The organism is Dietzia sp. SL131, assembly GCF_026672565.1.
GTDB classification, from domain to species: Bacteria; Actinomycetota; Actinomycetes; order Mycobacteriales; family Mycobacteriaceae; genus Dietzia; species Dietzia kunjamensis.
Genome location: NZ_JAPPRI010000004.1, coordinates 21,152 through 47,425, shown reverse-complemented (window position 1 = coordinate 47,425; position 26,274 = coordinate 21,152). Strand labels below are relative to the sequence as shown.

Genomic DNA, 26,274 nt, shown 5'->3' with positions numbered 1-26,274 from the left:
ACAAGCGGTGACAAACGCAGAATGTGCCCTACGGGCGTGCTGCCGGGTGGTGTCTGATCGTCGCGGGATTTACAGGCCCGGCCCGAAGTCCGGGTCGGATGCCGGCGCCAGTCCGGGGGAGGGGCTGGTAGTGGGGGAGGAACCGTAGCCTCTGCCCCGTTCGGGGCTCCTGTGGGACGCGGAGAAGGGGGAGACGTCGAACGGGTCGGGCGTGTCGGACGGGTCGGGGATGTCGAGGGCGACCTCCAGGGGGCGGTCTCGGTGTTCGGCGCGGGCGGTGTCCTCGGCGGCGCGGGCGGCGTCGGTGAGGGCGGCGCGGCGGTCGATCTCCCCGGTGAGGTCGGCCAGGGTGGTTTCGGCGTCTCGTTGCCGCTGTCGTGCTTGTCGCGTGGAGGGTTCGAACGTCGCCTGGTGGACGCGGTTGTCCCGGCGGGCATTGTCGAGGTCTCGCTGGCGCCGGTCGGTGTCGGCGGCCTCGGCCAGGACGCGGTCCCAGGTGTGTTCCGGTCCGAGATCACGGGTGAGGCCGTGCCACTGCTCGGCCAGGTGCCGCTCGAGGTGCTGCCAGTGCTCGACATCGGTGCTGGCGACCTCTAGGCGTTGCTGGGCGTCGGCTCGGCGGCGTAGGGCCATTCGCCCGAGCTTGGCAAGCTCGATGGTGGCGTTCCGCCGCTGGGTGTCGGCTCGGCGTAGTTCGGCGCGGACCTCACGTAGTTGCTGGCCGATCGGGATGGCCTGGCCGATCGCCTCGGCGTGGGCGTCGAGCTCGGCGTGGCGGCGCAGCAGCTCCTGGTAGCGAGTGTCGCGTTCGTGCTCGTCAAGGCGGCGGGCACCGGCCAGGCGTTCCTCGGCACGCTCGGTGTAGGCGCGGGTCTGCTCCACCGTGGTGCGGGCCTGCCGGAGTCGGGTGGCCAGCTCGTGGTCGTCGAGCCTTGCGTGGGGCGAGGTGGTCATCCGTTCGCGGGCGGCGTCCAGGCGGTCCGCGTCGGGTCCGCTGTCGGTCTGGGAGGTGAGCTCGTCGCGGGTGGCGGCCAGCCAAGCGGCGAGTTCGGCGTCGCCGCCCGGTGTGGCGGGTGGGGCAGTGGGTAGCCCGTCGCGGGGTCCGGTGGCCTCGCGGATGCGGTGTGCCAGGAGGGCGCCGGGTCGGTCGGCGGCATCAAGTCCGTCGGTGGCGTGGGTCCACGCCTGGCGGGGGTCGTGGCCGGCGAGAGCGGCGTCGGTCCAGGCGCGTTTCACGGCGGCCCGCTGGTCTGGGTTGTTCTCGATGGGGGCGGCCAGGGCGCGGGGGAGGGCGTCGAGGTAGGCGGGCAGGGTTTCGGCGGTGAACGCCGCCGCCGCGAGGTCCGCACCGTGCCGGTACAACGCGTCGAGCCGTTCGGTGGAGGTGGCGTGGGCCAGCTCGTCGCGGAGGGTTTCGGTGGCCGACCGCTCGCGTGTATCGCGGGCCAGGACGGTCTCCAAAACCTGGCGGGGGGTGGGGGCCTGCCGTTCGCCGGCGGAGTGCAGGTGCCCGTCCTCGGCGAACGGATCGACGTGCGCCTCGCACACGGCGTAGGCGCGGTTCTCGTGCTTGCCTCGCGTCATGGCGACGTACAGCCCGGCCCGATCGACGGAGGTGTCCACCACGGCGTGGGTGGTGTCCACGGTCGCGCCCTGGGCGCGGTGAATGGTGCTGGCGTAGCCGAGATGGACGTTGTCGGTGGCGTAGTGCGCGGGGATGGTGAGCCGGTCACCGGTACGGCGGTCCCGGACGGCCAGAGAGCCGTCGTCCGTGAGTCCGGTGACGGTGAACAGTTGCCCGTTGAGCACCCGCCCGCAGGCGCTCCCGTCGGCGTCTCGGAGGGTTGAGTTCGACCGGGTGATGACCGTGTCGCCGACCCCGACGATGTCCCCGCGGGCGACGGTCGTCTCTCGGCTCGTGTCGACCTGGCCGGCGTCGATGCGGTGGGCGCGGATCACCTCGTTCATGGTGTCCACGTCCGTGTTGCGGGCGGCGATAATGAGACTGTCGCGACCGGCTTCGGTGTCGGCGAGGTAGGCGGCGACGGCGTCGGTGAGCATCTGCTCGCGGGCACCCCCGGTGCCCCATCCGCGCTCGGTGTAAACGTCCAGGGATGAAGCGTCACCGTGACGCAATCCGAGTGTGGCGTCGGCCTGTTCCCGGTCGGCTCCCATCCGCATGACGTCGCGCAGTTCGGGCGTTCCGGGGGTCTGCGTCACGGCGGCGAACAGCCCGCCGCCGGCCACGGCGGACAGCTGGTGCGGGTCGCCGATGAGACGGACGACCGCCCCTGCTTCACGGGCGATCTCGGTCAGCGCGGCCAGCTGGTCGGTGGACGCCATTCCGGCCTCGTCCACGAGCAGCATGTCGCCTTCTCGGATGGTGACCGGGAGCGCGTCGAGGCTGCGTCCGGGTGCGGTCGGGTGGTGGCCGCGCCAGGTGAACACGAGCGAGTCGATGGTGTGCGAGTCGGCTCCGGTCTCCTCGGCGAGGACGGACGCGGCGGCAGCCGAGGGGGCCAGTCCATGGACGTTTCGCCCCGTGGATTGCCAGGTGTCCACGACGACTTTCATGCTCGCGGTCTTGCCGGTTCCGGCGGGGCCGACCCCTGCGGCGACGAGCGTCCCGGAGTTCGCGAGGTGACGGGCGAGGGCGGTCTGTCCGTCGTTGAGAGACCAGCCGTTGGCCTCCTGGTGGCGGGCCAGGGCGGCGTCGACGCCCGTGTCGGTGGCGCACACGGTGACGGGTTCGCGGGCGGCGTCGAGGACGGACTTCTCGGCCTCCAGGACGCCACGGGTGGTGTAGACCTCGGCGCCTGCGCGGCGGTCGATGGCCGCCCCATTGGCGGCAGTGAGGGCGCTCGGAAGGTCCAGCAGCTCCCCAGGAGTGAGGCGCACGGCATGGCCCGTCATGGCAGCCCGGAGGGCGACGTCGTGGGCGTGCCGGCGGTGGTCGTCAGAGGTGAATCGGTACCCCTTCAACGCCACGGACACGGCGGTGTCGACGTGCGAGGTGCGGAACTGGGCCCGCTTGCCGGTGACCGCTCGGATCGCCTCGGCGGCGACGGTGTCGGCGTGCTCGGCCGGGTCGAACACCGGCCGGGCGTGGGACTCGGGACCGGCGGCGCGGACGTCGTCCAGGAGACGGTCGACGGCGACCTCTCCGACGACCCGGGCGGCCGACTCGCGCCAGTTCCGGCGATGCTCGGACAGTGATTCCGCGGGCTTCTTCGCGTCGCGGGTGTCCAGGATCGCCTTCTGCCACAGGGCGTATCCGGCACGCTGCGCCGGCTGGTGGCCGTGCTTGGCGACGTACTCGGCGACGAGCTGCTCGTACACCGGGCGAGCGAGCCGTCGGCGGGAGGAGAACGCATCGCAGAGGCGGGCCGGAACGCCTGCGACTTCCCACACCGGGGACTTGGTCGGGTCGGGGTATCGGGCGGTGAACTCCAGGCCTATCCGGCGGGCGAGTCGGTCCTGGAGGGCGTTGTTGTAGCGAGCACCGATCACCTGGTGCATCTGGTGGATGGTGCGGGAGTCGAGTGTCTTCCACTGCCCGTCCTCGGTCTGCACCTTGTTCGCCAACAGGACGTGGGAGTGCAGGTCCGGGTCCCCGCCTCGGGTGTCGAAGTGGGTGAACTCAGAGGCGACAATCCCCTTGGTCTTGACCTGCTCGATGCCGTTGGTTGCGACCCTGGTGTAGACCGCGTTGTCCTCGGCCCAGGCGAGGGCTTCGGCGACGGCTTCGTGGTGAATCGCGGCGATCTGCGAGGCGGTCTTCTCGTCCGCGAGCGCCCACAGAACCGACACGCTCTTCACCGGAGAGAAGGTGAAGTCGAACCCGGCGACGGCCTGGCGGACCTTGTCTCGTTCGCGGTTCACGAACGCGATGACGTCCGCACCGGAGGCGTGGGAGTAGCCCCCTTCGGCCATGTAGAACGGGCGGCCGACCTTCTCGGCGATCTCGCCTCGTTCGACCTCGTCGGGGCGTCGTCCCTCGCTCTGGCGGAACGCCTTCTCGGCGGCCGATAGCGCCTCCAGAACCGGGACACCCGCCGTGTAGAACGGGAAAGCACGCCCGAGCTTGCACGCCGAAAGCGGCTCGCCGGCCTCCAACTTGTCGTTGGCGTCCGGGTGCAGACCCTCGCCGTAGAGAGCGGCCATCTGCTCCTCGGTGACGACCGCCCCGACGGTCACGTTCTCCGAGTCGAGTCCGGCGATCCCCGAGCCGATCCACCGCCCCGGCGGGGTGCCCTTGGCGGTGTAGTAGTCCGACAGGGACTGCCCCTCGGGGTCGGCGTCGTGAGTCGCCACCGAGCGCAACAGGTACTGGTATCCAGTCCCCGCGTGCACCGCCCGCAGACTCATCACGAGGGCCAGCCTAGAGGGCCGAAACGGGGGCGTCTACGGCCCCGACTGCGCCGCACCCGGCGCGGGCCGCTGACCAGCACTTCCCCACGGACATTGGTAATGCCTATGGTGTGTGGCTGTTTAGTCGAGCGGTAGCGAGTGTTGGGTCTTACCGGGGGAGTTGGCTGCTTTACTGCGGCCAGAAGGAACGTAACGGTGGTCGGATGGGGGAGTGGTTGGTGCTCGCGGGTGTCGTAGGAGTGCTCTAGGGTTTGGGCCATGGCTGCTACGAAGACTGATTCGCGTTCCCAGACCGCGCGGGCTCGTGCCCGCCAGGCGATGGCGGACGAGCTGGAGCGGGCGCGCAAGCGCGAGTCCAAGCTTGTGGCGGTGTTCTCCGCGATCGACGCCCGCACCGATGCCGAGGCCGCCCTGGGGGAGGCACTGATCGAGCTCAAGAACCTTGGGGTCGCCCAGTCGGATTTGGCCGAGATGACCGGTCTGTCCGCCCGTGAGGTCGGCGCGGCAATCCGCGCCGCGAAGGACCGGGGCGCCACCGGGGATTCCACGCCGGAGACCACTGATGAGCAGGCGTCGGACACGACCTCGGACCACAACGGTGCCGAGTCACACTGACCCGCGCACCAGTCCCGCAGACTTGGACATTCCTCTGCCGGGCCTGGAATTGATCGCGCCGGCTCCCGTCCCGGTTGGCGCGGCGCGGCGGTCGCGTCCCTATAGCGCGACCCTGCCGCCCACTCAGGCGGCGATCGACGCGTTCTGGTCCCGCGTGGTCAAAGCACCCGGGGACGGGTGCTGGTTTCTCATTTCAGCGATCAGTGGCGTCGATGGGTATACGCGCAACCGGGCGGAGTTGCATCTGGTCGGCTATTCGACCGCGGAATGAACCCGCTGAACGATCACTGAAATGCGCTTCCTACTCACACTGGCATCGGTTGACATCCACTTTAACCATTGCATTGAACGACTCGATGTTGCATCGTATGCAACATGGTTGTGAGGGGTGAGCTCCCCGGTTCCGCACGCCATGTCCTACCGGATGGCGTGACGTTCCTCGACGCCAAACCTGCGGTGTTCGAGGCGATGCTCGACGGCTGGGCGATGCAACAGCGCGCTCGCTTTCTCAAAGCCAAGACCATCGAGGTACGCCTGGCCTTGATCCGACGGTTCGCCGCGTTCACCAACGAGTACCCGTGGGCTTGGGCATGCGCGGACGCTGAGGCGTTCATCTCGGACCGCCGGCAAACCCAACATCCGATAGCGATGTCCACGGCGCGGATGTACGAGATCACCATCCGGATGTTTCTGACCTACATCACTGATCCCCGCTACGGCTGGTCCGCGACGTGCCAGCAACTCTTCGACGCGGTGCCGCAGCAGATCCTGCACGAGTGGAACACCATCGTCCACACCACCGACTACGAAGGCGCCCCCGGCCGGCGACCGCTGACCTATGACGAGATCCAAGCCCTATTCGATGCAGCGGACGGCCGGGCCGAAGCGATCCCAGGAACCGGCCGCAAGGGCGCCCTGACCGCGCAACGCGATGCCGCACTCCTGAAGACGATCTACGCGTTCGGGCTGCGCCGCCAGGAAGCGTGGGGCCTGGACGTGACCGACCTGCGGCACAACCCGAGCACCCCGGGCTACCGCAACTACGGCGCTGTGTTCGTCCGGTTCGGCAAAGCCAGCAGGGGAGGGGTGGCCAAACGCCGCACCGTGCTCACCGTCCCGGAGATGGACTGGATCGTGCCGGTGCTCGAACATTGGCGCACCGAAATCCGGCCACTGCTGGGGTGCCGGGGCCATCCGGCGTTATGGGTCACCGAACGCTCAGACCGCATCTCGATGCGCCGCATCAACGACGCCTTCACCATCGCCCGCGACGCAGCCGGCCTGGACCCGGTGCTGGACCTGCACTGCCTGCGCCACTCCTACGTCACGCACCTGGTGGAGTTCGACTACCCCGAACGGTTCGTCTCCACTCAGGTCGGCCACTCCTACGCCGCGACCACCGCCATCTACACCGGCGTATCCGACGAGTACCGCAACCGCCTGCTGCGCCGATCCCTACACCGACACCCTGAACTGTGGGAGAGCCCGTGAACAAAAAGATGAGCTACACCTGGCACCTGCGCACCCTGATGGCCGAACGCGGACACTTCGCCACCACCGACCTCGTACCGCTCCTGGCCGAACGCGGCATCCACCTGTCCCGCGAACAGGTCTACCGAATGGTCACCACCACCCCGCAACGCCTAAGCCTGGACGTGCTCGCCGCACTGTGCGACATCCTCGATGCCGACCCCTCCGACCTCATCGAAATCACCGCCGCCGACGTCTCGGTGGCCAAACCCGCTATCGCCACCGAAGCAGGTCACGCGCCGCCCGTGCGACGCACCACCATCCGCCGGCCCACCGGGTCATGACCGACCCCACGGCCGCCATGGCGGCCGTGCTCGGCTTCCTCCACCCCGGCCACACCAAGACAGCACTTCACGCCGCGATCACCGGCGCGGAACTGTTACCGGACGATCTCCAGGGCGTGCTCGACTATGTGCGCCGGCATCCCGCCGCCGTGCGGACCCGCCCCGACGACGCGCCGCCCGGGTTGCAGCGGCTCCTCGACCAGATCGCGGCGCTACCGGCTGAAGCGATCACCCCGCCACAGTGCGCGGGTTGTGGCAAGCAGCGTCGCCTGCGCTACCGCGCACCGAGCGGGGGACGCTGGTGCCTGTCCTGCTACAACGCCTCCCGGCGAACCCCGTGCCGACGATGCGGAACCCTCGCGGTACCCGCCGCCCGCGAAGACGACGGCGTGCTCTGCGCTCCATGCCGACGCGCAGACCCCGACCGCCGACCACCATGTTCGCGCTGCCACCGACCCCAGATAGTCGCCTACCGGATCGATGGGCAACCCCTATGCCAGAACTGCGGGCCCAAGAAGCGGTACACCTGCAGCTCTTGTGGCCGCCGCGACCAACTCGCGAGCTCGATCACCGACGCCGGCCCACTGTGCCCGCGCTGCTACCACCTCAGTCGCCCCCGCACCTGTCACCAATGCGGACGTTCCACACCCTATGCCCGCCGCGACCCTGCCCGGCCGGGCCAATGGATCTGTTACCGCTGCTACATCCCACCGAGCGTCGAGTGCACTGTCTGTGGCGAGGTCAAACCCTGCGCCAGGGGAGTGGCCACCGGGCGACCAGTGTGCTCGTCGTGCCGATCCAAGCAGCGCCCCCACCGGCGGGCCAGGCCCGCAACCAAGAAGCGCTGCACGGTATGCGGTCTCACCCGATCAGTGCGCATCACCCTGCCGCTGGGGCCAGTGTGCGATCCCTGCTGCCACCAGCTGAGCGAGAACCCCATCCACTGCGCCGCCTGCGGACGCCAGCGACCCCAGGCCGGACTCGACGCACGCGGTCACCCGCTCTGCGGCCCGTGCTCGGGTGAGCACAGAAACTGGTACTGCCGCTCCTGCGGAACCATCGATCTGCTGGTCAGCACCACCAACTGCCTTGGCTGCCTCAACGCCGCCAGAATCGACCACACCCTGCAGTGCACCCATCCGCACCTACGCGCTCAAACCGACTCCATTCGGGCCCTGCTGCTCAAGGCCTACCCACCGCGGCGGACCGCGTTCCTGCTCGAGAGCCGGCACAGTTGGTTCGCCCTGCTCACCGACCTCGTCCGTGCCGATGAGCCCCTGACCCACGCGAGCCTGGACCGCAGGCCCCAAGGCATGCGCATCCGACATCTGCGGCGACTTCTGACCTCTATCGAAATCCTGCCCCCACGCGATGACGCCGTCGAGGACCTCGACTTGTGGATCGACGATCTGCTCGCCGAACAGCCACCACACATCACCGTCGTACTGCAGCCCTACGCCACCTGGCACGTCACCCACCGACTACGCCGCGCCCGCGGTAACAGCCCGTCCGCAGCGAAGTACGCGCGCACCCGCATCCGATGCGCCGCCGACTTCCTGACCTGGCTCCACACCCGTAGCACCGACCTCACCCAGGCAACCCAGCACGACGTCGACTGCTGGCTCGACCACGGCACCACCACACGCCGACGCATTCGCGACTTCCTGACCTGGACAAACAAACGAGGACTCACCACAGACCTCCACGTGCCCTGGCTGGGAACCCAGGGCCTTCCCGGACACGTCCTCGACGAGCACACCCGATGGCAGCTCCTGCACCGGTGCCTCACCGACCCCGCACTCGACCTCCGCGTGCGCGTGGCCGGCGCCCTGGTCCTGCTATTCGGCCAGAACCCCACCCGCATCGCCGCCCTGAGCGCCGAGAACATCACCGCCGACGGCAGCGACACCTACCTGACACTTCGCGACCACCCAGTCCTGCTACCACCAGCATTGGCCACCCTGGTTCGCGACCTCGCAGGTCAACCCCCACCCGCCGACGAGCCCCGCCCTACAGACACCCCGACTTGGTTGTTCCCCGGCCGCAACGCAGCCCACATCTATCCCGGGCGCCTCGCCCGGCTTCTCAACCGCGACCTGGGTCTCGATGCCCGCGCCGCTCGCGGAAGCGCGCTGCTGGCCCTGGCCGCCGACCTGCCCGCCTCCGTCCTGGCCGATCTGCTCGGCTTGTCTATCGACACCGCTCTGCGCTGGCAAGCCCTGGCCGCCCGCGATCAGGGCATCTACCTCGCCGCCCGACTCGACGATGACAACGCCGATGTCGGAGGCGACACCTATCCTCACCCCACCCGGTAACAGCCCCCGACACCCCTCGAGGCCACCATGACCGCCGCCCTGTTCCCTCGGCCCGCAGGAACCGACACCCAGCAACTCTCCCTGCTCGGCGACCCCCGGCCAGTGCGCACCCCAGCAAAGCTGTGGCGGGTCTGGCTCGCCGATCCCGCAACCCGGCAGAGGTTCGAGAACAAGCGTTACCGTCGTGGCCCTGACCAATGCTGGCCCTGGATCGGCGCGATCTCATCCACCGGCCACGGCTCGTTCCGCGCCGCCAGCCTGCCCGGACTCTCCCGCCGCGGCACCGTCCCGGCGCACCTGTACGCCTACCAACTCGAACACGGCATCATCGACCGCCTCGGCTGGAGCGCCCTGACCGACCCCATCCTGTGCCACCGCTGCGACTACGCCGGCTGCGCCAACCCCCACCACCTACGCCTGGGCACAGCCGGCGACAACCGCACCGAATACCTCGCCCGCCGACACGGCACGAACAGCCCCCTGGCCGACACCCGCGGTACCGCAGGCCTCTCCCGCGCCATCGCCGACGCCATCCGTTCTGGTCTAGCTGCAAACGAACCGACGAAAGTGATCGAGACCCGCATCTTCGCTGCGTACACTGCTGGTCGCCCCTGGGTGCTGTGGTGACACGTGGCAGCCGGGAGAACCGTCTATCGCTGATTCGAGGGACTGCGAATGTGGGTAGAAGGGGCCGTACCGGTCGACGATCCCACCGAACTGGAGTGGCTTCTGCCGCGGTTCACCGGCACTCACCGCCAGCTGACGATGCATGTTCCCGAGGGCTACCCGGCGCATTGCCGCATCCTGCACCGCCCCGACCCACAAGGCGGCCCAGACCGCCCACCGCTTCGCTGGGCCGATATTGCCGCTCACACCGGTGCGATCATCCACGCGGGAGTGCAGTGGCATCGACTCATCGGCAGCGCCACCACCGATAGCGATGCAGGAACCCGTTCCGGGGACCTGTATGCGGAGTGGAACGGGTACGCACCGTCGACCGGGCAGTTAGATACCACGCAATTCCACATCGTCGCCGACATTCTCACCCAGCACACCGACACCGCCGACGATGTCTTCTTCGGCTTCTGGGAAGGCAACGGACGCATCAACGTCAACGACGGCACATTCTTTCCGAAGGTTGATCCGCCGCGATTTCGGCTCGGCGGGCGCGAGCAAATCGTCGTACGAGGTGATCTATCCGCAGTGTCATGCGTGAGGCCGGTCCCGTGGCCGACTCCGAACGCTATGTGGCCCGCCGACCGGTCGTGGTATCTCGCCACGGAGGTGGACTTCGACTCAACCATCATCGCCGGCGACCAGACCCTCATCCACGATCTGATCGCCCACCCGGAGCTCGAGGCCCTCCGTGCGCCCCTCGACCTGGATCTGACCTGCTACGGCGACACGGTTAACTAAGCAGCTACCGCGCCAATTGCGCACATCCCGAATACCTACGGTCTGCCAGCCATCGCCGTGCCTGGGGGTGAGGGAGCGGTCCACGAGGACTTCGTCGCCGTGGTAGATCCCGATGCCTTCCATGGAGTCTCCGGTGACGCGGAAAAGGTAGGTGGACGTCACGTCTCTGATCAACACCTCGTTGAGGTCGATCCGGCCGTCGTCGAAGCTGTCCTGGGCAGGGGAGGGGAAGCCAGCCGGGACTCGGACCAGGACCGCAGAGACCAGCACGGGGTGGTCAATAGTGAGCGGTACTGGGTGTCTCATGCCGCCAGGATAGAACACATATTCTAGAACGCAGTCCATAAACCCAATAGACCCGTACAAACATACGGTTTGGTTAGTGCCGATGCTGGGGATTTTCCCGGCCCGACCGGACACGCCAAGGGCCCTGCCTTCATGGAGGTAGGGCCCTTGGCGCTAAGAGGGTCTTGGTTAGGCGTCGGTGACAGAGCTGGGGATTTCGTAGACGATTGTGATGCTTCCTCCACCTGGAGGTCCTTGGTGTTCAGCGCCTCCGGAAACGTAGACGGCGCCGTCGCCCTTCAGTGCTGCGATGAGGCCGCCGACGGCGGCACGAGCGTGACGGGTGGCATTGATGTCGGAGTCGGTGAGCATGGTGTGGCGCAGGCCGCGCACTGCTCCGGAGGGATCGGCTTCGGCTTTGACGAAGACCTGCCGGACGGTTCCGCCTTGTTCCTCGATGGCGGAGAACATGGGATGAAGGCTGGTCAGGTCGATGGCGTCGTGCATGACCCCGTGCATGGCCCGTAGCGGATTGGCGGCCGTCCGGCTGACAGCCAGGACCATGATGTGGCAGCTGCGCAGTTCTGCTCCAGCGCTGGTCGAAGCGCGGGCGGACCAAACCTGATCCTCGCCGGTGAGAGCGGCTTCGGCGACGTCTTGGGTGGTTTCGTCCAGTGCGACGGCGATGCCCAGAGCGCTGGCGGCACGGGAGTGGGCCATGGATTGGTAGGTGTCGGTGCACACCGGGGTGTCGCCGGCACTCAAAGCCTGGGCGATTTGGGCGGAGCTGAGCAGAGGGCATTTCACCAGGACGAGGTGTACATCGTCGGCGGTGACCTCGAGGTCGGTGAGAATCTCGGAGACGACCTGTGCTACCAGCTGGATTTGGGTAGGCCGGCCGATCTCCGGAACGGCAAGTGGCCGGGTCTGGCCCACACCGATGACCAGTCCTCGGTCGTGACCGGGGACCGATTCGGGGTCGCGGACGAAGACGTTCAGGTGCGGGGCGAGCACCCCTTCGGTGCCACCAGAGAACACCGTGATGGCGTCCTCGGACAGGCGGTCGTCCCACAAGCTGGAGGCCAGTTCGCGGCTGAAGTCGTTGACGCAACCGTTGCCTTCGGTCTTGCCGACGATGGCCAGCACGTCGTCGAGACGGGCGCCGTGGTCGTTGAGCTTGTCGAGGGCGCTCAAGTCTCCGGGGCCGGCACTGGGAACTACGAGCAGGTTGACGGAGGTCATCGTGTTGCTCCTTCTGGTCGATGCGTGGGAAGGCTCAGCGGTCGGTGGTGGGGGCGTTCGGGGTGCGGCGCAGGGCGGGGGTGAGGTGATGGAAGAGAAGGTTCAGGGCGAAGGCCGTGATTGCGGCACTGGCGATCGCATTGCCAAAGACGATGCGCGCAGCAGCCGGCAGCTGGGCGACGAGGTCGCCGGCGACGATAGGGATCATGCCCACTCCTAGGGCCAGGGAGACGATGAGCAGGTTGGAGTTGCGGACGTAGTCGACCTGCGCCAGGGAGGTGATGCCCACGCCGGCGACGGTGGCGAACATGACGAGGCTGACCGCGCCGATGACGGGGCCGGGCAGGGCGGCGACGAACTCACCCATCTTCGGCAAAGAGCCCAGGGCGACCAGGATGATCCCGGCGCAGGTGACGACCCGGCGGCTGGTGACTCCACTCAGGCGCAGCAGGCTCACGTTCTGGGCGAAGACCGTGTCGGGAAAGGAGGTCAGGAACCCGCCAAGCACGGCCGAGGCACCGTCGGCGGCCAGACCGCGGGCCAGAACGGGTTGGGTGGTGGGCTTGCCTGTGGTCTCGCCCACGGAGAGCAGGTAGGCGGTGGACTCGGTGAAGATCACCAGCATGACCACGCACATGGAGATCACCGCCGGCAGCGGGAAAGTGGGGGCACCGAACATGAAGGGCTGGGGCAGGCCGAGCCAGGGTGCGTCCACGGCGGCGGAGAAATCGGTCATCGACATGGCGGCGGCCACCACGGTGCCGGCCACCAGGGCGATGAGCACTGAGGCCTGGGACCAGAAACCCTTGCCGTAGTGCATCAGCACCACGATCAGCACGATGATGCCAGCGGCCAGGGCCAAGTGGGCCGGGGCCGTGGGGCCCTCGCCGGTGATCATAGAGACGGCCTTGCCGATCAGTGACAGACCGATCATGGTCACTGCTGCTCCGCGCACGGCGGCCGGGAAAAAGCGCAGCATCTTGGCGAAGGGCCCGGCGATCAGCAGCCCGAACAGTCCGGCGGCGATCATCGACCCCCACACCGCTGAAAGACCGTATTCTTCGCCGATCAGGATCATGGGCGTCACGGCGGTGAAGGACGCCCCGGCCACCACAGGCATGCGTGCTCCTAGAACCTTGCGCACGCCTACAGCCTGGAGGATGGTGATGAGGCCGCAGACCAGCAGGTCCGCGTTGACCAGCGCGGCGATCTGAGAGGGGTCCAGACCCACGGCCGCACCGAAGACCAGGGGCACGGTGACCGCTCCGGTGTACATCACCAGCACGTGCTGGAGACCGAACAACAGGGTGCGCCACCGGTTCGGTTCGGCGGGTTCCATCCTTGGGTTTAGAGCAGGAGAGGCGTTGGTGTTGACGGACATCGGTTCCTCCAGGTGGTGATCGGCTCCAAGCGGCCGGCGGATTGAGTAGGCGAAGTAGAGGCGCCAAAGGCGCTACAAGCACGCGCGGTGGATGCGGACGGGACCCGGCGAGATGCCCGGGCGCTCAGGCGTTAGTGGCTGCCGCAGCGCGGGTCTGGAGCAGGTCGAGGATGTGGGGCCAGTAGCAGTTCTGCAGGTGCACGGCGTGCCTGGCCCCGGGGATGACGCAGGTATCGACCCCCAGAAAGCCCGCCAGCCGGTGCACCGAGTCGTGCCGGGACGGCGGGGAAAGTTCGCCCACACTCAGGTGCACCCGGTGGGTGGCAATGGTGAGGGGTCGGGGTTCGAAGGCGCCGAACATGGCGAATTCGGCTCTTACCGTCTCGTGGGTGGCCTCGGTGGCAGAGGGGTTCCACAGCGGGCCGTAGAGCGCACGCCCGAAGCCGGCCACGCCCTCACGCTGGAGTCCCTCGGCGACGTGGGCCAGCAGCCCCGGGGCCAAGGAGCCGGCGGCGGGTTCGTGCAGCAGTGCTGCGCGCATCGGGACTCCACGGGCGGCCAGTTCCAGGCCCAGGGTGGCTCCGCCGCTGACGCCCACGACGTATGCATCAGCGCACACTGGTGCCAGAGCAGCGCATTCGGTGTCCCAGTCCCCGGTCTGGGGCCGGTCCACAGCCAGGATCTCCAGGGGCTCGTCCCCGTCCCAGTGGGCGTGGAGAGCATCGATGGTTTGATGCCAGGCCCGGCTGTCGGTGGCAGCGCCGTGGATCAGGACGAGACGCATGGTCGAGACCTCGCAATCGAAGCGGTGGGCGGATGTGCAGGTGGGATGGGCACGGGATGCCCCCTCGAAAGAACCGGTCTCACCGGAGCCTCAGCCGCTCAGGGCGACGGAGGCGGTCCGGTACCGGCGCCATCCCCCGTAGGCGGTGATGTCGGGGTGGGTTTGAGCGAGCAGCCGGTCATAGAGGATGCCCGGGACTACGCGCCCGTCGGCCAGCTCAACCGCCCCCCGGTAAAGACCGGCAGGCTCCCCAGCCAGGACGTCGAGCAGCACAGGCAGGGGAACCCGGTACAGCTCCCCGGCGATGGCTACACCCATCTCGTGGTGCCGGGCCCGATACATCCCTGGGTGGACGTCGTTGATGGTGTGCACCCGGTAGCAGGAGGCGGTGGTGGTCTCTTCCAGCAACTGGGCCCCGTCCAGGTTGGGGTGCAGCTCCAGTCCGTGCATCAAGGTGCCGTTGACGAACAACAGCTCATCGTCCAGGTCGATGTCCAGGTCGCTGCCCGCAAGCTGGTGGGGGCGCTGATCCGTAGTGGCCTGCAGGAGATCAGTGGACTCAGCGGTCCAGCCCACGATGCCGCCCTGGGCGCTGAACATGGCCAGGGCCGCTTCGTGGAAGGCCGGGAAATAGGAGCCGGTGCAGTCGGTGAGCACCAGGCACTGGAAGCCGCGGTCGTTGGCTTCCCGCACGGTGGACTGGACGCAGACCTCAGTGGTCACCCCGGTGAGGATCAAGTGGGTGATGCCTTGGGCACGCAGAATGGTCTCCAGGTCGGTGCCGTAGAAGGCGCCCTTGCCGGGTTTGTCCACGATGGTTTCCCCGGGGTGCGGGGCCAGCTCCTCAATGATCTCGTGCCCTGGGGCCCCCCGCACCAGCAGGCGCCCCATCGGCCCCCGTTCCCCGATACGCACCGCCGGGGTGCCACGGTCGGTGCCACGGTCGCGTTTGGCCGGGAACAGGTCGGACAGATCCGGGCGGTGGCCTTCCCTGGTGTGCACGACCAGCCAGCCCTGATCCCGGGCGTAATCCAGAACAGCGGCGGTGGGTTCGATCGCGGCCCGCAACGGGGAGACGTCGTTGCCCAGGGCGTGGCCGAAACCGCCGGGTTCGAGGAAGTCGCGCTGGAAGTCGATGCACAGCAACGCCACGTGCGCAGCATCGAAGGAGTAGGAGGAGGGGTGCGCGGCGACGGTGTGGATCCGCCCCTGAATCTGTGTCTTCCCTGGGCTTTTTTCCATGGTGTACTCCTGGTGCTGAGCAGGATCCGGGCTCGGCGGTGCTGTAGTGGTGTGCCCGGTGGCGCTGAGGGGCGAGTGGCTGCGGGCCCACTGCTCGATGGGCTGGGTTCTCTCCTGTGGGGTCACGTTTTTAGCCGATGCCTCCGGGGCGGGCGCGCACCTGGGCCGGTGCCGGGTAACCGGTGCGGGTCCCGTCGACGTGGCGGATCTCGTCCTCCCAGGGCAACCGGTATTGACCCTTCATCAGGTCGTTCATGTAGGTGTAGGGGCAGTCGGTGGCCCCTCCCTCAACGGCGACATAGCCTCGATGGCCGAGCTGGTAGATGTTGTTCTCCACCCCCCAGGTGCGGCGTGCTTCATCTGCTTCCCGGGGCCGAACACCGCAGGTCACGATACGGTCGGGGCTGCCGTCTCCTTGGCTGATGACGGTGCCGTCATAGGAGCAGACCATGGCCTCTCCTTGGGACCAGATGCCCAGTTCGTCCGGGCCGGCCAAACAAACTGAGGCGGTGAACGCCAGATTGGTGAAGGCATTGACGATGTTCGTGGCCCGCCACGAATCCTGGATCGGATAGGTGTAGCCGGCGGTGCGCAAGATGACGTTGGCACCGAGGTAAGAAGCTTCACGGGCCATTTCTGGCAGCATCCCGTCGTGGCAGATGATCAGCGAGAGCTTAGAGCCCTTGGGCCCGTCGCAGACCTTGACCCCCAGGTCGCCCGGCGCCCACGGTTCCGCTGGCACCCAGGGGTGCATTTTGCGGTAGACCTGCACGGTGCGGCCTTCGTCGTCGCAGATGATCCCGGTGTTGTAGGGCGCCCCGGAGGGGTTTTTCTCCATGATGGAGAAACACCCCCAGGTGCCGGCTTCCCGGCACGCTGCGGCGAGGGCTTTGACTTCGGGGCCCTCGAGGTCCAGCAGCAGATCGCTGTCCAACCAGGCTTGCGGGTTCAAGCCGATCAGGCTGTATTCGGGGAACACGAGGAGGTCGATCTGGGGCAGTGTCGCCCGTGCATTGCGAACCATCGCGCAGATCTTCTCGAGTGTGGTTTCGACGTCTTCTTTGCGTGCGATGCGGGGCACGGCGAACTGGACGAGTCCGATCGTCATCGCGTCATCTGGGGTGTTCAGTCCGCCCAGGAAGTTAGTCATCTGGATGTTCCGTTCATAGGTCGGCGCAGTCCATAGGGAATCGCTGGTGCGGTTCCTCGATATGCAGGGCCACCGGTGCGGGTTCGCACCGGTGGCCCTGGGGATCAGCTGGAATGTGCGATGGAGGAGGTTTCGACCGCACCGGTGGTGCGCTTGGTCGAGAGCGCCCAGTAGGCGATAGCGGCCACGACCATGGCGACCACAGCATCGCTGAGGACCGGCAGGAAGAAGTGGACAGCCAGTGCCGCCGCTGCAGCGATCGCCCAGGCGAGGAAGGCGGAGGACCGGTAGCCGGAGGTGGTGAGGTCACGACGCTTGAGGACGAGCTGGTCCAAGATGATGATCACTCCGATGGGAGGCACGATGACTCCCAGCAGGTTCAGCCACTGCTCGAAGAGGGTCCAGATGCCGGCTACAGCGGCCACCACACCGATGGCGCCGAGAACCAGCGCCAGGGTGCGCATCTTGTGTCCGGTGAGGTTGGCCCATCCCACCGCTCCGTTGTAGAGGCAGTGGGCGCAGACCGAGCCGAGGTTGACGAACACGAACAGCACCGCCAGCGGTACCAGCAGACCGCCGGCCTCCACCAGGACGCCGAGGAAGTTGCCTCCGTCGGTGCCCGGGGTGGCGTTGGCGCCCAGGGCTACGATCACTCCGCCGATCACCATGGCGATGCCGATGCCGAAGGGGAAGGCCGCCAAGGTGGCGAGGACACCTTCCTTGCCGTTCTTGGACCAGCGGGTGAAGTCGGCGGTCATGGTCCCGGAGTCGATGAAGCTGGCCACGACCAGGGTGATGGCCGCGCCCATGCCAAGGGCGCCGGTGGGATCGCCTTGGAACTTCCAGAGCGAGGTGGAGGTTTGGGTGAGGGCCAGCATGATGGCAACGATGCCTAGGACGATGTAGAGCGGGGCGGCGACCAGGCCGATGGCCGTCAGGGCTCGGATGCCCACCAGGGTGAGTGCGACGAACAGGATTCCGGCGATGAGGGTCAGCAGTTGCTCGTTCCACCCCAAGGTGGTGTTCAGCACCACCCCGACCATGCCCGTCTGGAACGCGAACCATCCGATGACCAGCGTGGACAGCAGTCCGGCCACCACGCGGAACCCGCGGTCACCAAATGTTTCGGCGGCAGTGAGAGCGAAACTTTTGCCGCTGCGTCCAGCGATGTAGCTCAGAGCCCCGACGTAAGCCATCAGGATCGCGCTGCCGATGGCGATCGCCAGCATTCCCTGGGCGAAGCCCAAGGAGTGCACGATCAGGCCACCGAAGATCGAGCAGGTCATGATCATCGGAAACCCCAGCCACACCGCGGAGACCGAGAACAGGCTCTTGCGGGCGGACAACGGGACCGGGGTGTTCTCGTACTCGTTTAGATCGGTGTTCTCGGACTGCTTCTGAGGCAGCGCGGGATCGTCCTGGCGCATCTGGGAGATGCTCATGGGTCCTCCTCAAAAGGCATGCTGGGATCAATGACGCATGCCGGCGGGCAAATGTGGCTGTCACAGCCGGGGTGGAGCGGAAGGTGGGGCGAATGGATCTGTTGCAGGCAGCAGATCTTCGCCGGGCATGACCTGCGGACCTGCCAGGTGGCGTACTAACCGGGACATACCTGCAGGGTCAGTGCACCGCGGTGCTGAGCTGGGTGGGGGCAAGGGCGGGAGTGAGCTCGCCCAGGACAGCCAGCAATGCTTCGGACGTGGTGTGGGCACCGAAGACTCCGCCCTGCATCTCGATCATGGACAACGCCGCCTCGTGGTGGGCCTGGGCTGTGGCTCCGGAACAGTCCGAGAGCAGCAGGCACTCGAACCCGCGGTCGTTGGCCTCACGGATGGTGGTGTGCACGCACACGTCGGTAGTGATACCCGTGACGATCAGATGGGTGATCCCGTTGCGGTGCAGCAACAGTTCCAGGTCGGTGGCGTAGAAGGCGCTCTTGCCGGGCTTGTCCACCACGGGCTCGCCCTTCACGGGAGCGACCTCGGGCACGATCTGCCACCCCGGTTCGCCGCGGACGAGAATCCGCCCCATGGGACCCTCGGAGCCGATCTCAGCGCCGATCTGAGCCGAGCGCCACCGCTTGTTCTCGGGCAGATCGCTCAGATCAGGACGGTGACCTTCTCGGGTGTGGATGACCAGCATCCCCAGCCGGCGGGCTTGCTCCAGGACCCGGGCAGTGGGCTGCAGACCACGACGGGTCAGGGCCAGGTCATAGCCCATCGCGTCCACATAACCACCGGGACCGCAGAAGTCGATCTGGAAGTCGATGCACAGCACCGCGGTGCGGGACGGGTCGACCCGCCCGTCGTAGGGCCACTGATAGGGGTGGGCGTCAACAGTAGGCACAGCAGGATCCTCCTTTAAACAGGGCGTGCCGCATCAGCACAGCGGGCAGCGCTGAGCGGCTTCACAGTTGGGGCGTCTCGCCCTTGGGGTCGGCCAGTGCCTGGCCGGGCGCAGGGCGCACATGGGTGTGGTCGGTGACCCGTCGTCCCGGTACCGGAACGACTCAGAATGGTCGAACGGAGCGGGTCAGGAACTCACGTGGAGCTGTCGACCTGCCGCAGTTCATGGATGATCTGGTCGGCGGTCCGGTTTAGATGCCTGCTGGTAAGTACCAGCAGAGCGTTGAGGTCACGGGTGGTGATCGCCGCGAAGATCTGGCGGTGCTCGATGTTCGAGTCCCGGTGGTCGCTCTTACTGGAGGCGTAGATGGCCATATAGGGCTCAATCTGCATCCAGACCTGCCCGATGTACTCCAGCAGGTGAGCACTGTCGGCACAGTCGTAGAACCTGCGGTGGAAATTCCTGATTGAGGACCCTCCACTGGTCCGGGTTTTCTTCATTGGCTTCCAGCTGCTCCAAAATCTCGCCGATCTCTGCCAGGTCCGTCTCCGTGACCTTCTCCAAGGCCCACTCGGCAGCGAGCTGCTCGAGGCGGAGCCGGATCTGGAAGAGCGTGAAGACCTCTTCGGCTGACAACGATGCAATGGTCACGCTGCGGCGCCCGTACTGCACCAGACCCTCTGACTCCAGCCGGCGTAGCGCCTCCCGGACCGGAGTGGTGCTCACGTGCAAGGCCTCACCCAGGGAACGCAACGTCACTGCAGTACCCGGATGCAGCTGGCCCGAGGTGATCATCCGCCGCAGCCGGTGATACACCTCTTGACTCACACTCGTGACCTGGATGGGGGAGCTCTCAATCATGCGCTAGCCGCCTCCCTTCTGTTGTTGTCTGTGATCACACACTACAAATCACCGTGTTTCAGCCGTCGGCTTCTCAGGTGACGTTCGGGTAAAACCCGCCTCACACATCCTCAGGCTCACGCTTTGGTGCCACCCTCCCGGACACAGGCACCCATCTCCTTGACCAGTAAATCTTTGTCCATTCACCCTCACCTGTTCCAGGACGTCTATCCCTGGGCGGGGCAGCTGCGCACTGTGGATCTGCGCAAGAGGGTCCCGGGGGCGCAGCCGTTCCTGCCGGTGTCGATGATCCCCCGCTCGGCCGGTTTCGTCTTCGATCAGCTCCGCCAGGACCGCTACCTGCAGCACCTGAATCGGGACCGGTTCATCGAACGGTTGGCCTATCACTATGACCAGGTCAACTATCTGCATCCGTTCCGGGAGGGCAACGGGCGCACCCAGCGCTTCTTCTTCGATCGTCTGGCGGTAGCCGCCGGCTGGTGGTTGGACTGGACCCAGATCACTGGGGCACTCAACGACGCTGCGTCCCGGGCCGCAGCCGAAGACCATGACCTCGCTGCCTTGCAGGAGATGTTCACGGTGATCGGGACTGCTGCACGAGTAGGTGACAGGTTGGGTCACGCAGCCTGAGTGGCTGGCGTGGTCATGATGGTCTCGAACTCAATGGGGGTCAACCGGCCGAGAGCGGCTTGTCGACGTCGGCGGTGGTAGGTCCTCTCGATCCATGTCACGATCGCGATCCGCAGCTCTTCGCGGGTGGCCCAGGTACGGCGGTCGAGGACGTTCTTCTGCAGCAGCGCAAAGAAGCTCTCCATGGCTGCGTTGTCGCCGGCGGCGCCGACCCTGCCCATGGATCCGACCATGCTGTGGCGGTTGAGGGCGTGGACGAACTTCCTGCTTCGGAACTGGCTACCTCTGTCTGTGTGGACTACGCAGCCGGCCGCATCGCCACGCCTGGCGACGGCGTTGTTGAGCGCGGCGACCGCGAGCCGGGACTTCATCCGGGAGTCGATCGAGTAGCCCACGATCCGGTTGGAATAGACGTCCTTGAACGCGCAGAGGTATAGCTTGCCCTCTGCGGTCTTGTGTTCGGTGATGTCGCCGATCCACAGCTCGTTCGGAGCGCCCGCTTCGAAGACGTGCCGGATCACGCCGTGCTTGTCGAGCACGGCGCACAGGTCGTCGTGGACCGGTGAGCCGGGCTTCTTCGCCTTGCCCTTCTTGGGCTTGCCGAACGCCGACCACCAGCCGTTGGACGAGCAGATCCGCCACGCGGTCCGCTCTGCCATCGACTGGCCGGCATCTCGGGCCTCGTCGAGGAGGAACCGGTAGCCGAACTCCGGATCGTCGCGGTGGGCCTCGAACAGCGCGTTGGCGCGGTAGGCCTCCTTGAGCTCGGTGTCAGTGACCGGCTGCGCGAGCCAGCGGTAGTAGGGCTGGCGAGCGATCTTGAGCACCCGACACGTCACCGTGACGGGGACACCGTCACCGGCCAGCTCTCGGACGAGCGGGTACATCATTTTCCCGGCAGGTTTGCCTGCGAGAGGTAGGCGGCCGCGCGGCGAAGGACCTCGTTCTCCTGCTCGAGCAGCCGGATCCGCTTCCGCGCCTCCCGTAGCTCGGCGTTCTCGGTTGACGTCGTGCCGGGCTTCTTGCCGTCCTCGACGTCGGCGGTCTTCATCCAGTTCGTCAGGCACGACTCGCTGATGCCGAAGTCGGCGGCGATCTGCTTCAGGTGGACGCCCGGCTCACGGCTCCTTGCGACGCGAACGACGTCGTCGCGGAACTCCTTGGGGTACGGCTTTGGCACGGTATACATCCTTCCAGCGGCACCGTTCGGCACCACAGATCAGATGTCACCTATTCGTGCAGCAGTCCCCCCCTAGCAAACGCTTGGAGACTGACCCGCCACCTTCGACGAGTGGCTCGCCACGCCAATCGAATAGTGCACATTCGGAATACCTACCGGCTACCAGTCCTGACGTGGAGGTCGGGTGGGGTCAGTCGAACCGAGTCCGGGCACCGATTCGCGCTCCTGCTCGCCGGCCAACTGGCCGAGGGCGTGGTGGCCGAACACCGCTGCAACGAACCCCTGTGCGTGCGTGTCGACCCGGGGCATGTCGTCGCCTCTACCCAGTCAGCAAACCTGGGCTACGCCGTCGCGTGTGGTCGCACCGGAGCCATCCGCAACCCCGATCAACACACCAACCGCCACGCCCGGTCCGTGGCTGTTCGCGACGCCCTCGCTTCCGGCTGGGACGCGCGCGCGTACTCCCGCGCCTGTGGCAACGCCGCGCCCCCAGACACGCCCTCACTGTTCTAGAGCTTGGGAGTACAGTCGTCCGCAGAGATGGCCTCGCCGGGCGGCGGGGCCATTGTCGTTGGCGGACCGGTCAGGATGTGTCAGCGGGCCACTGTTCTTCGACGTTGGCGGCGCAGCTGCCAGTACCGCGGGATCGTCCACCGCAGCGGGGTCCTATCGATCACCCACAGCGCTATCGCCGACCGATAGCGCACATCGTGTCGCACCGCGAACGACCAATGACCCACGAACCACGCCAACAGCCCCAGCGCCGCGACCGTCGGCGCCCACGTCCGGCCTTGCAGCACACCGAGCAGCCCAATCAATGCGCAGAACCCACCGGCCCCACGCGCGAGGCGGAGGCACGGCCAAGGCGCCGCCAGCGACCACCGCGGTAGCCTGCAGCGCCGTGGTCAGATCCCACATCAGGACTCCCCCTTGCCGCCCGACTGCTCGCAGCAGAGCACCCATTCGTGGGCGCGGCTCGTGCCGACCTATTTTCGGTCGACCTACTGTCAGTGTGACTTCTCCCCCCGACAGTCAGTGCCCCCGTGCTCTGGCTAGCTCCGCTAGGACTCGCCCGGCCGGTCCGGCGTGCGGGCGGCCTCGCGCAGCGAGTCCAGGACCTCCCGCAGTGTGTCTGAGGTTGCCTCCGCCCGGACCCGTGCCCGGTCGGACTCCTCGGCCTTGGCGCGTGCGACGGCGGCGTCCTGGCGCGTTTCCTCGAGCTGGCCGCGCAGCTGCTCGAGCTCGTCGCGCATTCCCTTGAGCTCGCGGAGTGCTCGGTCGCGGGATGCGACTGCCTCGTCACGCTCTGCAGCAGCCTGCTCGGCCGCCTCCAGGGCGTGGGCCTCACCCGCGCGAGCAGCATCGAGCGCCACCGCGACCTGCTCGTCCGCCTGCTCCGCGGCCCGCTTCCACGCCGCAGCCCACACCGAGGCCACCATCGCCGACATTGCCTCCGACAGATCCGGCGCCGCCGGCACATCTCCGGCCGCCCCGCCGGCATGCTCGCGCATCCACGCGGCCACCTCGCCGATCCGCACCCCCGCTTCGCGCTGCACGGCCCGCACGGTGACCTTCTCGCCCCGCGCGAGGAGCACCCCATAGGCGCGAGCAATCTTCTCCGACGTCGACATGACAGTCCCTCCGATTCGGGTACACGGTAACGAGTAACCGGAAACGTTACTTGTTACCGAGGTTACCGCATCCCGCGTTCGGCGGGTAGTCCGGGCGAGGCATGCCCGCGGCGACCGCGGGGAATGGGTGTCCGTCGGTGCGGACGCCTTCGGCGACGAGCCAGATGGTGCCGCTGGGCGCCGGCCAGAGCGCGCGCGGCGAAGGCGGGCTGAGGCTATCGAGCGGTGAGGTTGTAGAGGTCCAGCACGGCTGCCAACGCGGCATTGTCGGCCGGCGGAGCGACCGGCTGGCCCGGGCCAGCGTCCAAAGCCCCGGGAACATCGTCGCGCAGCCACACCGCCCAGCAGGACCAGTGCGTGCCGTGCTTAGAGAAGTAGTGCACGCCCAGCGCCTGCACGCCGCCGGCGAGGGGAGCGGCCGCCAGCGTGGCGGCCAGGACCGGAAACCCGCCCACCGGAAGCGCCGGCCGGCACCCCCGCACACCCCACACGCGACAACAAGCCCGCCGTCACTCGACAGAAGCGGCCACACCGGCCCGTGAATCACCGGGGCTAACATGCTCATATGTACGCCGACCAGACAACCTTCCGGAAACTCTTTAACGGCGAGCGGCAGTTCGTCGTCCCTCTGTATCAGCGACCGTACAGTTGGGCGAAACGTCACCGCCAGGTTCTGCTTAACGACATCGACGAAGTCTGGGAGCACGTTGATTCCGCCGAGAACCACTTCCTCGGCTCGCTCGTTCTAGCGCCTCCGGTGGAAGTAGCGCAGACTGGGATGCAGCGCTCTCTCGTCGTCGATGGTCAGCAGCGATTGACGTCACTGTACATACTCGTCATTGCGATAAGAGACAAGTTTGAACAACTTGGGTCGGACCGACGCGCTCGGCAGATTACTAACCAGCAGCTCATTAACGAATACGAGACGGGCGATCTCGTATACAAGTTACTTCCCACTCAGGCAGACCGCTCAGCGATCAAGAACTTGATCTTCAAGTCCGAGCCAGCTCCGGCTGGAAGCGAGATAACTGCTGCTTACACGCAATTCGCTGGAGCCATTTCAGGCTACAGCGAAAGCGAACTCGACCAACTCTTGACTGTCGTGAACACCCGTCTCGAGTTCATAGCGATTTCCCTACAGCACGATGACAACGCCTATCGGATTTTCGAATCGCTGAACGACAAAGGGATGTCACTCACCCAGGGCGATCTTCTCCGGAATCACATCTTCATGCTCCTTCCCACGAGGGCCGAATTTGTCTATGAGCACAAGTGGCGGGGGATCGAAAACAATATCGGATCAGAGAGAATCGAGCACCTCGCGTACCTCGATATGGTTCTGCGCGGTTCTATCAGCTTGTCCAAGAAGAGCACATATCAGGCCCAAAAGACTAGGCTTGAAAGAAGAGCTGCGGACGAGGCGGACATCGAACGGTTTGTCGATGACCTACTGCGCCGGAGTTCCTTCCTCGCTATGATCATCGATCCATCCAAGTGCCCGTGGCCGCGAGTATCCGCGCAACTTCGGAATTTGAAGCGACTGGACAATGAGACGACCCACCCACTCTCCCTCCGCTTGATTGAGAGGTTGGATGGCGGGAGAGCCGAGGAAGAAGACGTCGCCATCGCACTGAAATTTGCTGAGTCATTTCTCGTTCGGCGTACCCTGTCCGGCCTCACCGCCTCCGGAGTGAACAGAGCGTTCACCCAACTGGTGAATGAAATAGTGGACGGGGCGCCGGTGGCAGCGCAGGTCCGAACGTTCCTCTCGAAGCCGTCAAGGCGTTGGGCCACCGACGAGGAGATTCGAAAGAATGTCTACAGCGTCCCCATGTACAACATCGCCCGCAACGCGACGTTGCGGCATGTACTGCTGTCGCTGGAGGAATCCCTCGGCCACAAGGAGTTGGACCTGATTGCTTCCGACGGAATGAGCATCGAGCACATCATTCCACAGGTCAGGCCCGCTAAGTGGGAGGCTCCGGTGGTTCCGCAACAGGGGCAGGATATTGAGGTGCTCATTCACTCGATCGGGAATTTGACCCTCACGGGCACTAACAGCGAGATGGGCAACCGCGTTTTTGCGGAGAAGCGCGCGATCCTGCGCCAGAGCAAGCTGTCGTTGAACGTGGAGATCGCGGAGCAGGAAGTTTGGGGAACGAAGGAAGTCATCAGCCGGGCCGATGAGCTCGCATCACGCATAATCGAGCTGTGGCCCGGTCCGGCCCGGTCGGGTTCGACTATTTCATCGTCATCCACGACCGAGACACCTTCCCAGCCCTCTATCGCCGCGCGCAGGAGTGACACCCCCGCGTCTCGTCATGCAGCCGACCCTTCAGCTCTCGACGGAGTTACTGTCCAGTCGAGGAACTACCCCGGGGAAAGCACTAGCGCTGAGTCGGCCAGCGTCGGCTCAGCATCCGCGCCTACCGTGACGACGCCCGGTACGGCAGGGGCGACGCCAGGAGGGACCAGCCTCGGGAAAGTAGGCACGCACATCCATGAGGTGGTGACGAAGTACCGACCCGGCACCGAACTGACTATCGCTCAGATTGCCAGTCTCCCGTCCTCGAACTACCGGCGCCGCCAGATAAGCGGCGGAGCAGTGAAAGCGTGGATGGATCGCAACCCCCAGGGCACGGCCGAAGTAGAGGTTCTTTGGCACTCCACCCCACTTAAGGCAAGAAGGCGATAGTCACAGGTCCGATGCATATGTCCGGTCCGCAGACACCGAAGCGGTCCGCGAATGGGCTCACGAGGATGACTACGACGTCTCCGACCGCGCGCGCATTCCCGCCGACGTGATGGACGCGTACGCAGCCGCCAACTAGCCACACAACAACGACGACAGGCGCCAGAACCGTTCTCTAGCTGGCAATATGTTGCTGGCAGGAACGGGTGTTCGTAAGTCGGGAGTAGGCGGTCTGATCGCGGTTTCTCGAGCGGCGAATTACTCTGTGGCACTCTCCACGCCGGTAACAGGAATTGTTTCGTGTTACCTGTTTCCGCTG

The 26,274-nt window shown here is 66.4% G+C and carries 24 protein-coding genes and 1 pseudogene; 10 read left to right on the top strand and 15 right to left on the bottom strand.

From position 1 onward, the window contains the following. Positions 1-69 precede the first annotated feature (69 nt). Complete coding sequence (mobF, locus tag OVA21_RS19050; protein ID WP_268093245.1) at positions 70-4,368, bottom strand: MobF family relaxase; 4,299 nt, start codon at positions 4,366-4,368, stop codon at positions 70-72. A 261-nt stretch (positions 4,369-4,629) separates the two neighbouring features. Here mobF and OVA21_RS19045 point away from each other — a divergent pair, with 261 nt between their 5' ends. The 7 genes from OVA21_RS19045 (at position 4,630) to OVA21_RS19015 (ending at position 10,531) form a co-directional block, all read left to right on the top strand. After that, positions 4,630-4,986 (top strand): hypothetical protein, encoded by a 357-nt coding sequence (locus OVA21_RS19045; RefSeq protein WP_268093219.1) that lies wholly within the window; start codon positions 4,630-4,632, stop codon positions 4,984-4,986. A 22-nt stretch (positions 4,987-5,008) separates the two neighbouring features. Beyond that, complete coding sequence (locus OVA21_RS19040; protein WP_268093218.1) at positions 5,009-5,257, top strand: hypothetical protein; 249 nt, start codon at positions 5,009-5,011, stop codon at positions 5,255-5,257. A 104-nt stretch (positions 5,258-5,361) separates the two neighbouring features. Further along, on the top strand, positions 5,362-6,477 hold the full coding sequence (locus tag OVA21_RS19035) for a tyrosine-type recombinase/integrase (protein WP_268093217.1): 1,116 nt from the start codon (positions 5,362-5,364) through the stop codon (positions 6,475-6,477). Beyond that, on the top strand, positions 6,474-6,800 hold the full coding sequence (locus OVA21_RS19030) for a helix-turn-helix domain-containing protein (protein WP_268093216.1): 327 nt from the start codon (positions 6,474-6,476) through the stop codon (positions 6,798-6,800). The genes OVA21_RS19035 and OVA21_RS19030 overlap by 4 nt, the downstream gene beginning before the upstream one ends. Positions 6,801-7,672: 872 nt before the next feature. Beyond that, positions 7,673-9,115: a hypothetical protein gene (locus OVA21_RS19025; protein WP_268093215.1), complete on the top strand. Its 1,443-nt coding sequence runs from the start codon at positions 7,673-7,675 to the stop codon at positions 9,113-9,115. 27 nt (positions 9,116-9,142) lie between these two features. Next, positions 9,143-9,742, top strand: coding sequence for a hypothetical protein (locus tag OVA21_RS19020; RefSeq protein ID WP_268093214.1), 600 nt, complete (start codon positions 9,143-9,145; stop codon positions 9,740-9,742). A gap of 48 nt (positions 9,743-9,790) precedes the next feature. Beyond that, complete coding sequence (locus tag OVA21_RS19015; protein ID WP_268093213.1) at positions 9,791-10,531, top strand: hypothetical protein; 741 nt, start codon at positions 9,791-9,793, stop codon at positions 10,529-10,531. Here OVA21_RS19015 and OVA21_RS19280 read toward each other — a convergent pair. The 10 genes from OVA21_RS19280 to OVA21_RS18970 form a co-directional block, all read right to left on the bottom strand. Further along, the gene (locus OVA21_RS19280; protein ID WP_326493485.1) at positions 10,412-10,837 is read right to left on the bottom strand and encodes a LexA family protein; all 426 of its coding nucleotides are present in this window, start codon (positions 10,835-10,837) and stop codon (positions 10,412-10,414) included. The two genes, OVA21_RS19015 and OVA21_RS19280, sit on opposite strands and share 120 nt — an antisense overlap. A gap of 168 nt (positions 10,838-11,005) precedes the next feature. After that, entirely contained in the window at positions 11,006-12,058 is a 1,053-nt protein-coding gene (locus tag OVA21_RS19010; protein ID WP_253002885.1) for a ring-opening amidohydrolase, read from the bottom strand. 34 nt (positions 12,059-12,092) lie between these two features. Continuing rightward, positions 12,093-13,397 (bottom strand): nucleobase:cation symporter-2 family protein, encoded by a 1,305-nt coding sequence (locus OVA21_RS19005; RefSeq protein ID WP_268093212.1) that lies wholly within the window; start codon positions 13,395-13,397, stop codon positions 12,093-12,095. 166 nt (positions 13,398-13,563) lie between these two features. Then, on the bottom strand, positions 13,564-14,223 hold the full coding sequence (locus OVA21_RS19000; RefSeq protein WP_268093211.1) for an alpha/beta fold hydrolase: 660 nt from the start codon (positions 14,221-14,223) through the stop codon (positions 13,564-13,566). Between the two features lie 90 nt (positions 14,224-14,313). Beyond that, on the bottom strand, positions 14,314-15,591 hold the full coding sequence (locus OVA21_RS19275; RefSeq protein ID WP_326493484.1) for an isochorismatase family protein: 1,278 nt from the start codon (positions 15,589-15,591) through the stop codon (positions 14,314-14,316). A 4-nt stretch (positions 15,592-15,595) separates the two neighbouring features. After that, entirely contained in the window at positions 15,596-16,615 is a 1,020-nt protein-coding gene (locus OVA21_RS18990) for a formamidase (protein WP_253002882.1), read from the bottom strand. 104 nt (positions 16,616-16,719) lie between these two features. Then, complete coding sequence (locus tag OVA21_RS18985; RefSeq protein ID WP_326493486.1) at positions 16,720-18,042, bottom strand: cytosine permease; 1,323 nt, start codon at positions 18,040-18,042, stop codon at positions 16,720-16,722. 193 nt (positions 18,043-18,235) lie between these two features. Further along, entirely contained in the window at positions 18,236-18,961 is a 726-nt protein-coding gene (gene biuH / locus OVA21_RS18980; protein ID WP_268093210.1) for a biuret amidohydrolase, read from the bottom strand. A 194-nt stretch (positions 18,962-19,155) separates the two neighbouring features. After that, positions 19,156-19,461, bottom strand: coding sequence for an FCD domain-containing protein (locus OVA21_RS18975; RefSeq protein WP_268093208.1), 306 nt, complete (start codon positions 19,459-19,461; stop codon positions 19,156-19,158). After that, entirely contained in the window at positions 19,343-19,822 is a 480-nt protein-coding gene (locus tag OVA21_RS18970; RefSeq protein WP_268093207.1) for a GntR family transcriptional regulator, read from the bottom strand. The genes OVA21_RS18975 and OVA21_RS18970 overlap by 119 nt, the downstream gene beginning before the upstream one ends. 174 nt (positions 19,823-19,996) lie before the next feature. Between OVA21_RS18970 and OVA21_RS18965 the strand changes: the two genes are divergently transcribed. After that, positions 19,997-20,452 carry a Fic/DOC family protein gene (locus tag OVA21_RS18965; RefSeq protein WP_268093206.1) on the top strand — a complete coding sequence of 152 codons (456 nt, stop codon included), beginning with the start codon at positions 19,997-19,999 and terminating at the stop codon, positions 20,450-20,452. Here the strand turns inward: OVA21_RS18965 and OVA21_RS18960 are convergent. The 4 genes from OVA21_RS18960 to OVA21_RS18945 all read right to left on the bottom strand — a co-directional run bounded on the left by OVA21_RS18960 (position 20,440) and on the right by OVA21_RS18945 (position 23,718). Beyond that, positions 20,440-21,632, bottom strand: a protein-coding gene (locus tag OVA21_RS18960; protein ID WP_268093205.1) for an IS3 family transposase whose coding sequence is annotated in 2 segments (ribosomal slippage) — positions 20,440-21,345 and positions 21,348-21,632 — 1,191 coding nt in all. Because the reading frame shifts where the segments join, the coding sequence is not laid out codon by codon here. The genes OVA21_RS18965 and OVA21_RS18960 overlap by 13 nt on opposite strands. A gap of 159 nt (positions 21,633-21,791) precedes the next feature. Then, entirely contained in the window at positions 21,792-21,941 is a 150-nt protein-coding gene (locus OVA21_RS18955; protein WP_268093204.1) for a hypothetical protein, read from the bottom strand. A 752-nt stretch (positions 21,942-22,693) separates the two neighbouring features. Beyond that, positions 22,694-23,263: a DNA-binding protein gene (locus tag OVA21_RS18950; RefSeq protein WP_268093203.1), complete on the bottom strand. Its 570-nt coding sequence runs from the start codon at positions 23,261-23,263 to the stop codon at positions 22,694-22,696. A 215-nt stretch (positions 23,264-23,478) separates the two neighbouring features. Next, entirely contained in the window at positions 23,479-23,718 is a 240-nt protein-coding gene (locus tag OVA21_RS18945; RefSeq protein ID WP_268093202.1) for a hypothetical protein, read from the bottom strand. A 110-nt stretch (positions 23,719-23,828) separates the two neighbouring features. Between OVA21_RS18945 and OVA21_RS18940 the strand changes: the two genes are divergently transcribed. Together OVA21_RS18940 and OVA21_RS18935 are read left to right on the top strand one after the other, a co-directional pair. Further along, a complete protein-coding gene (locus tag OVA21_RS18940; RefSeq protein ID WP_268093201.1) occupies positions 23,829-25,958 on the top strand; it encodes a DUF262 domain-containing protein in 2,130 nt (709 codons plus the stop codon). A 37-nt stretch (positions 25,959-25,995) separates the two neighbouring features. Then, a pseudogene (locus OVA21_RS18935) lies at positions 25,996-26,094 on the top strand (Lsr2 family DNA-binding protein); the annotation flags it as partial. Between the last annotated feature and the right edge of the window lie 180 nt (positions 26,095-26,274).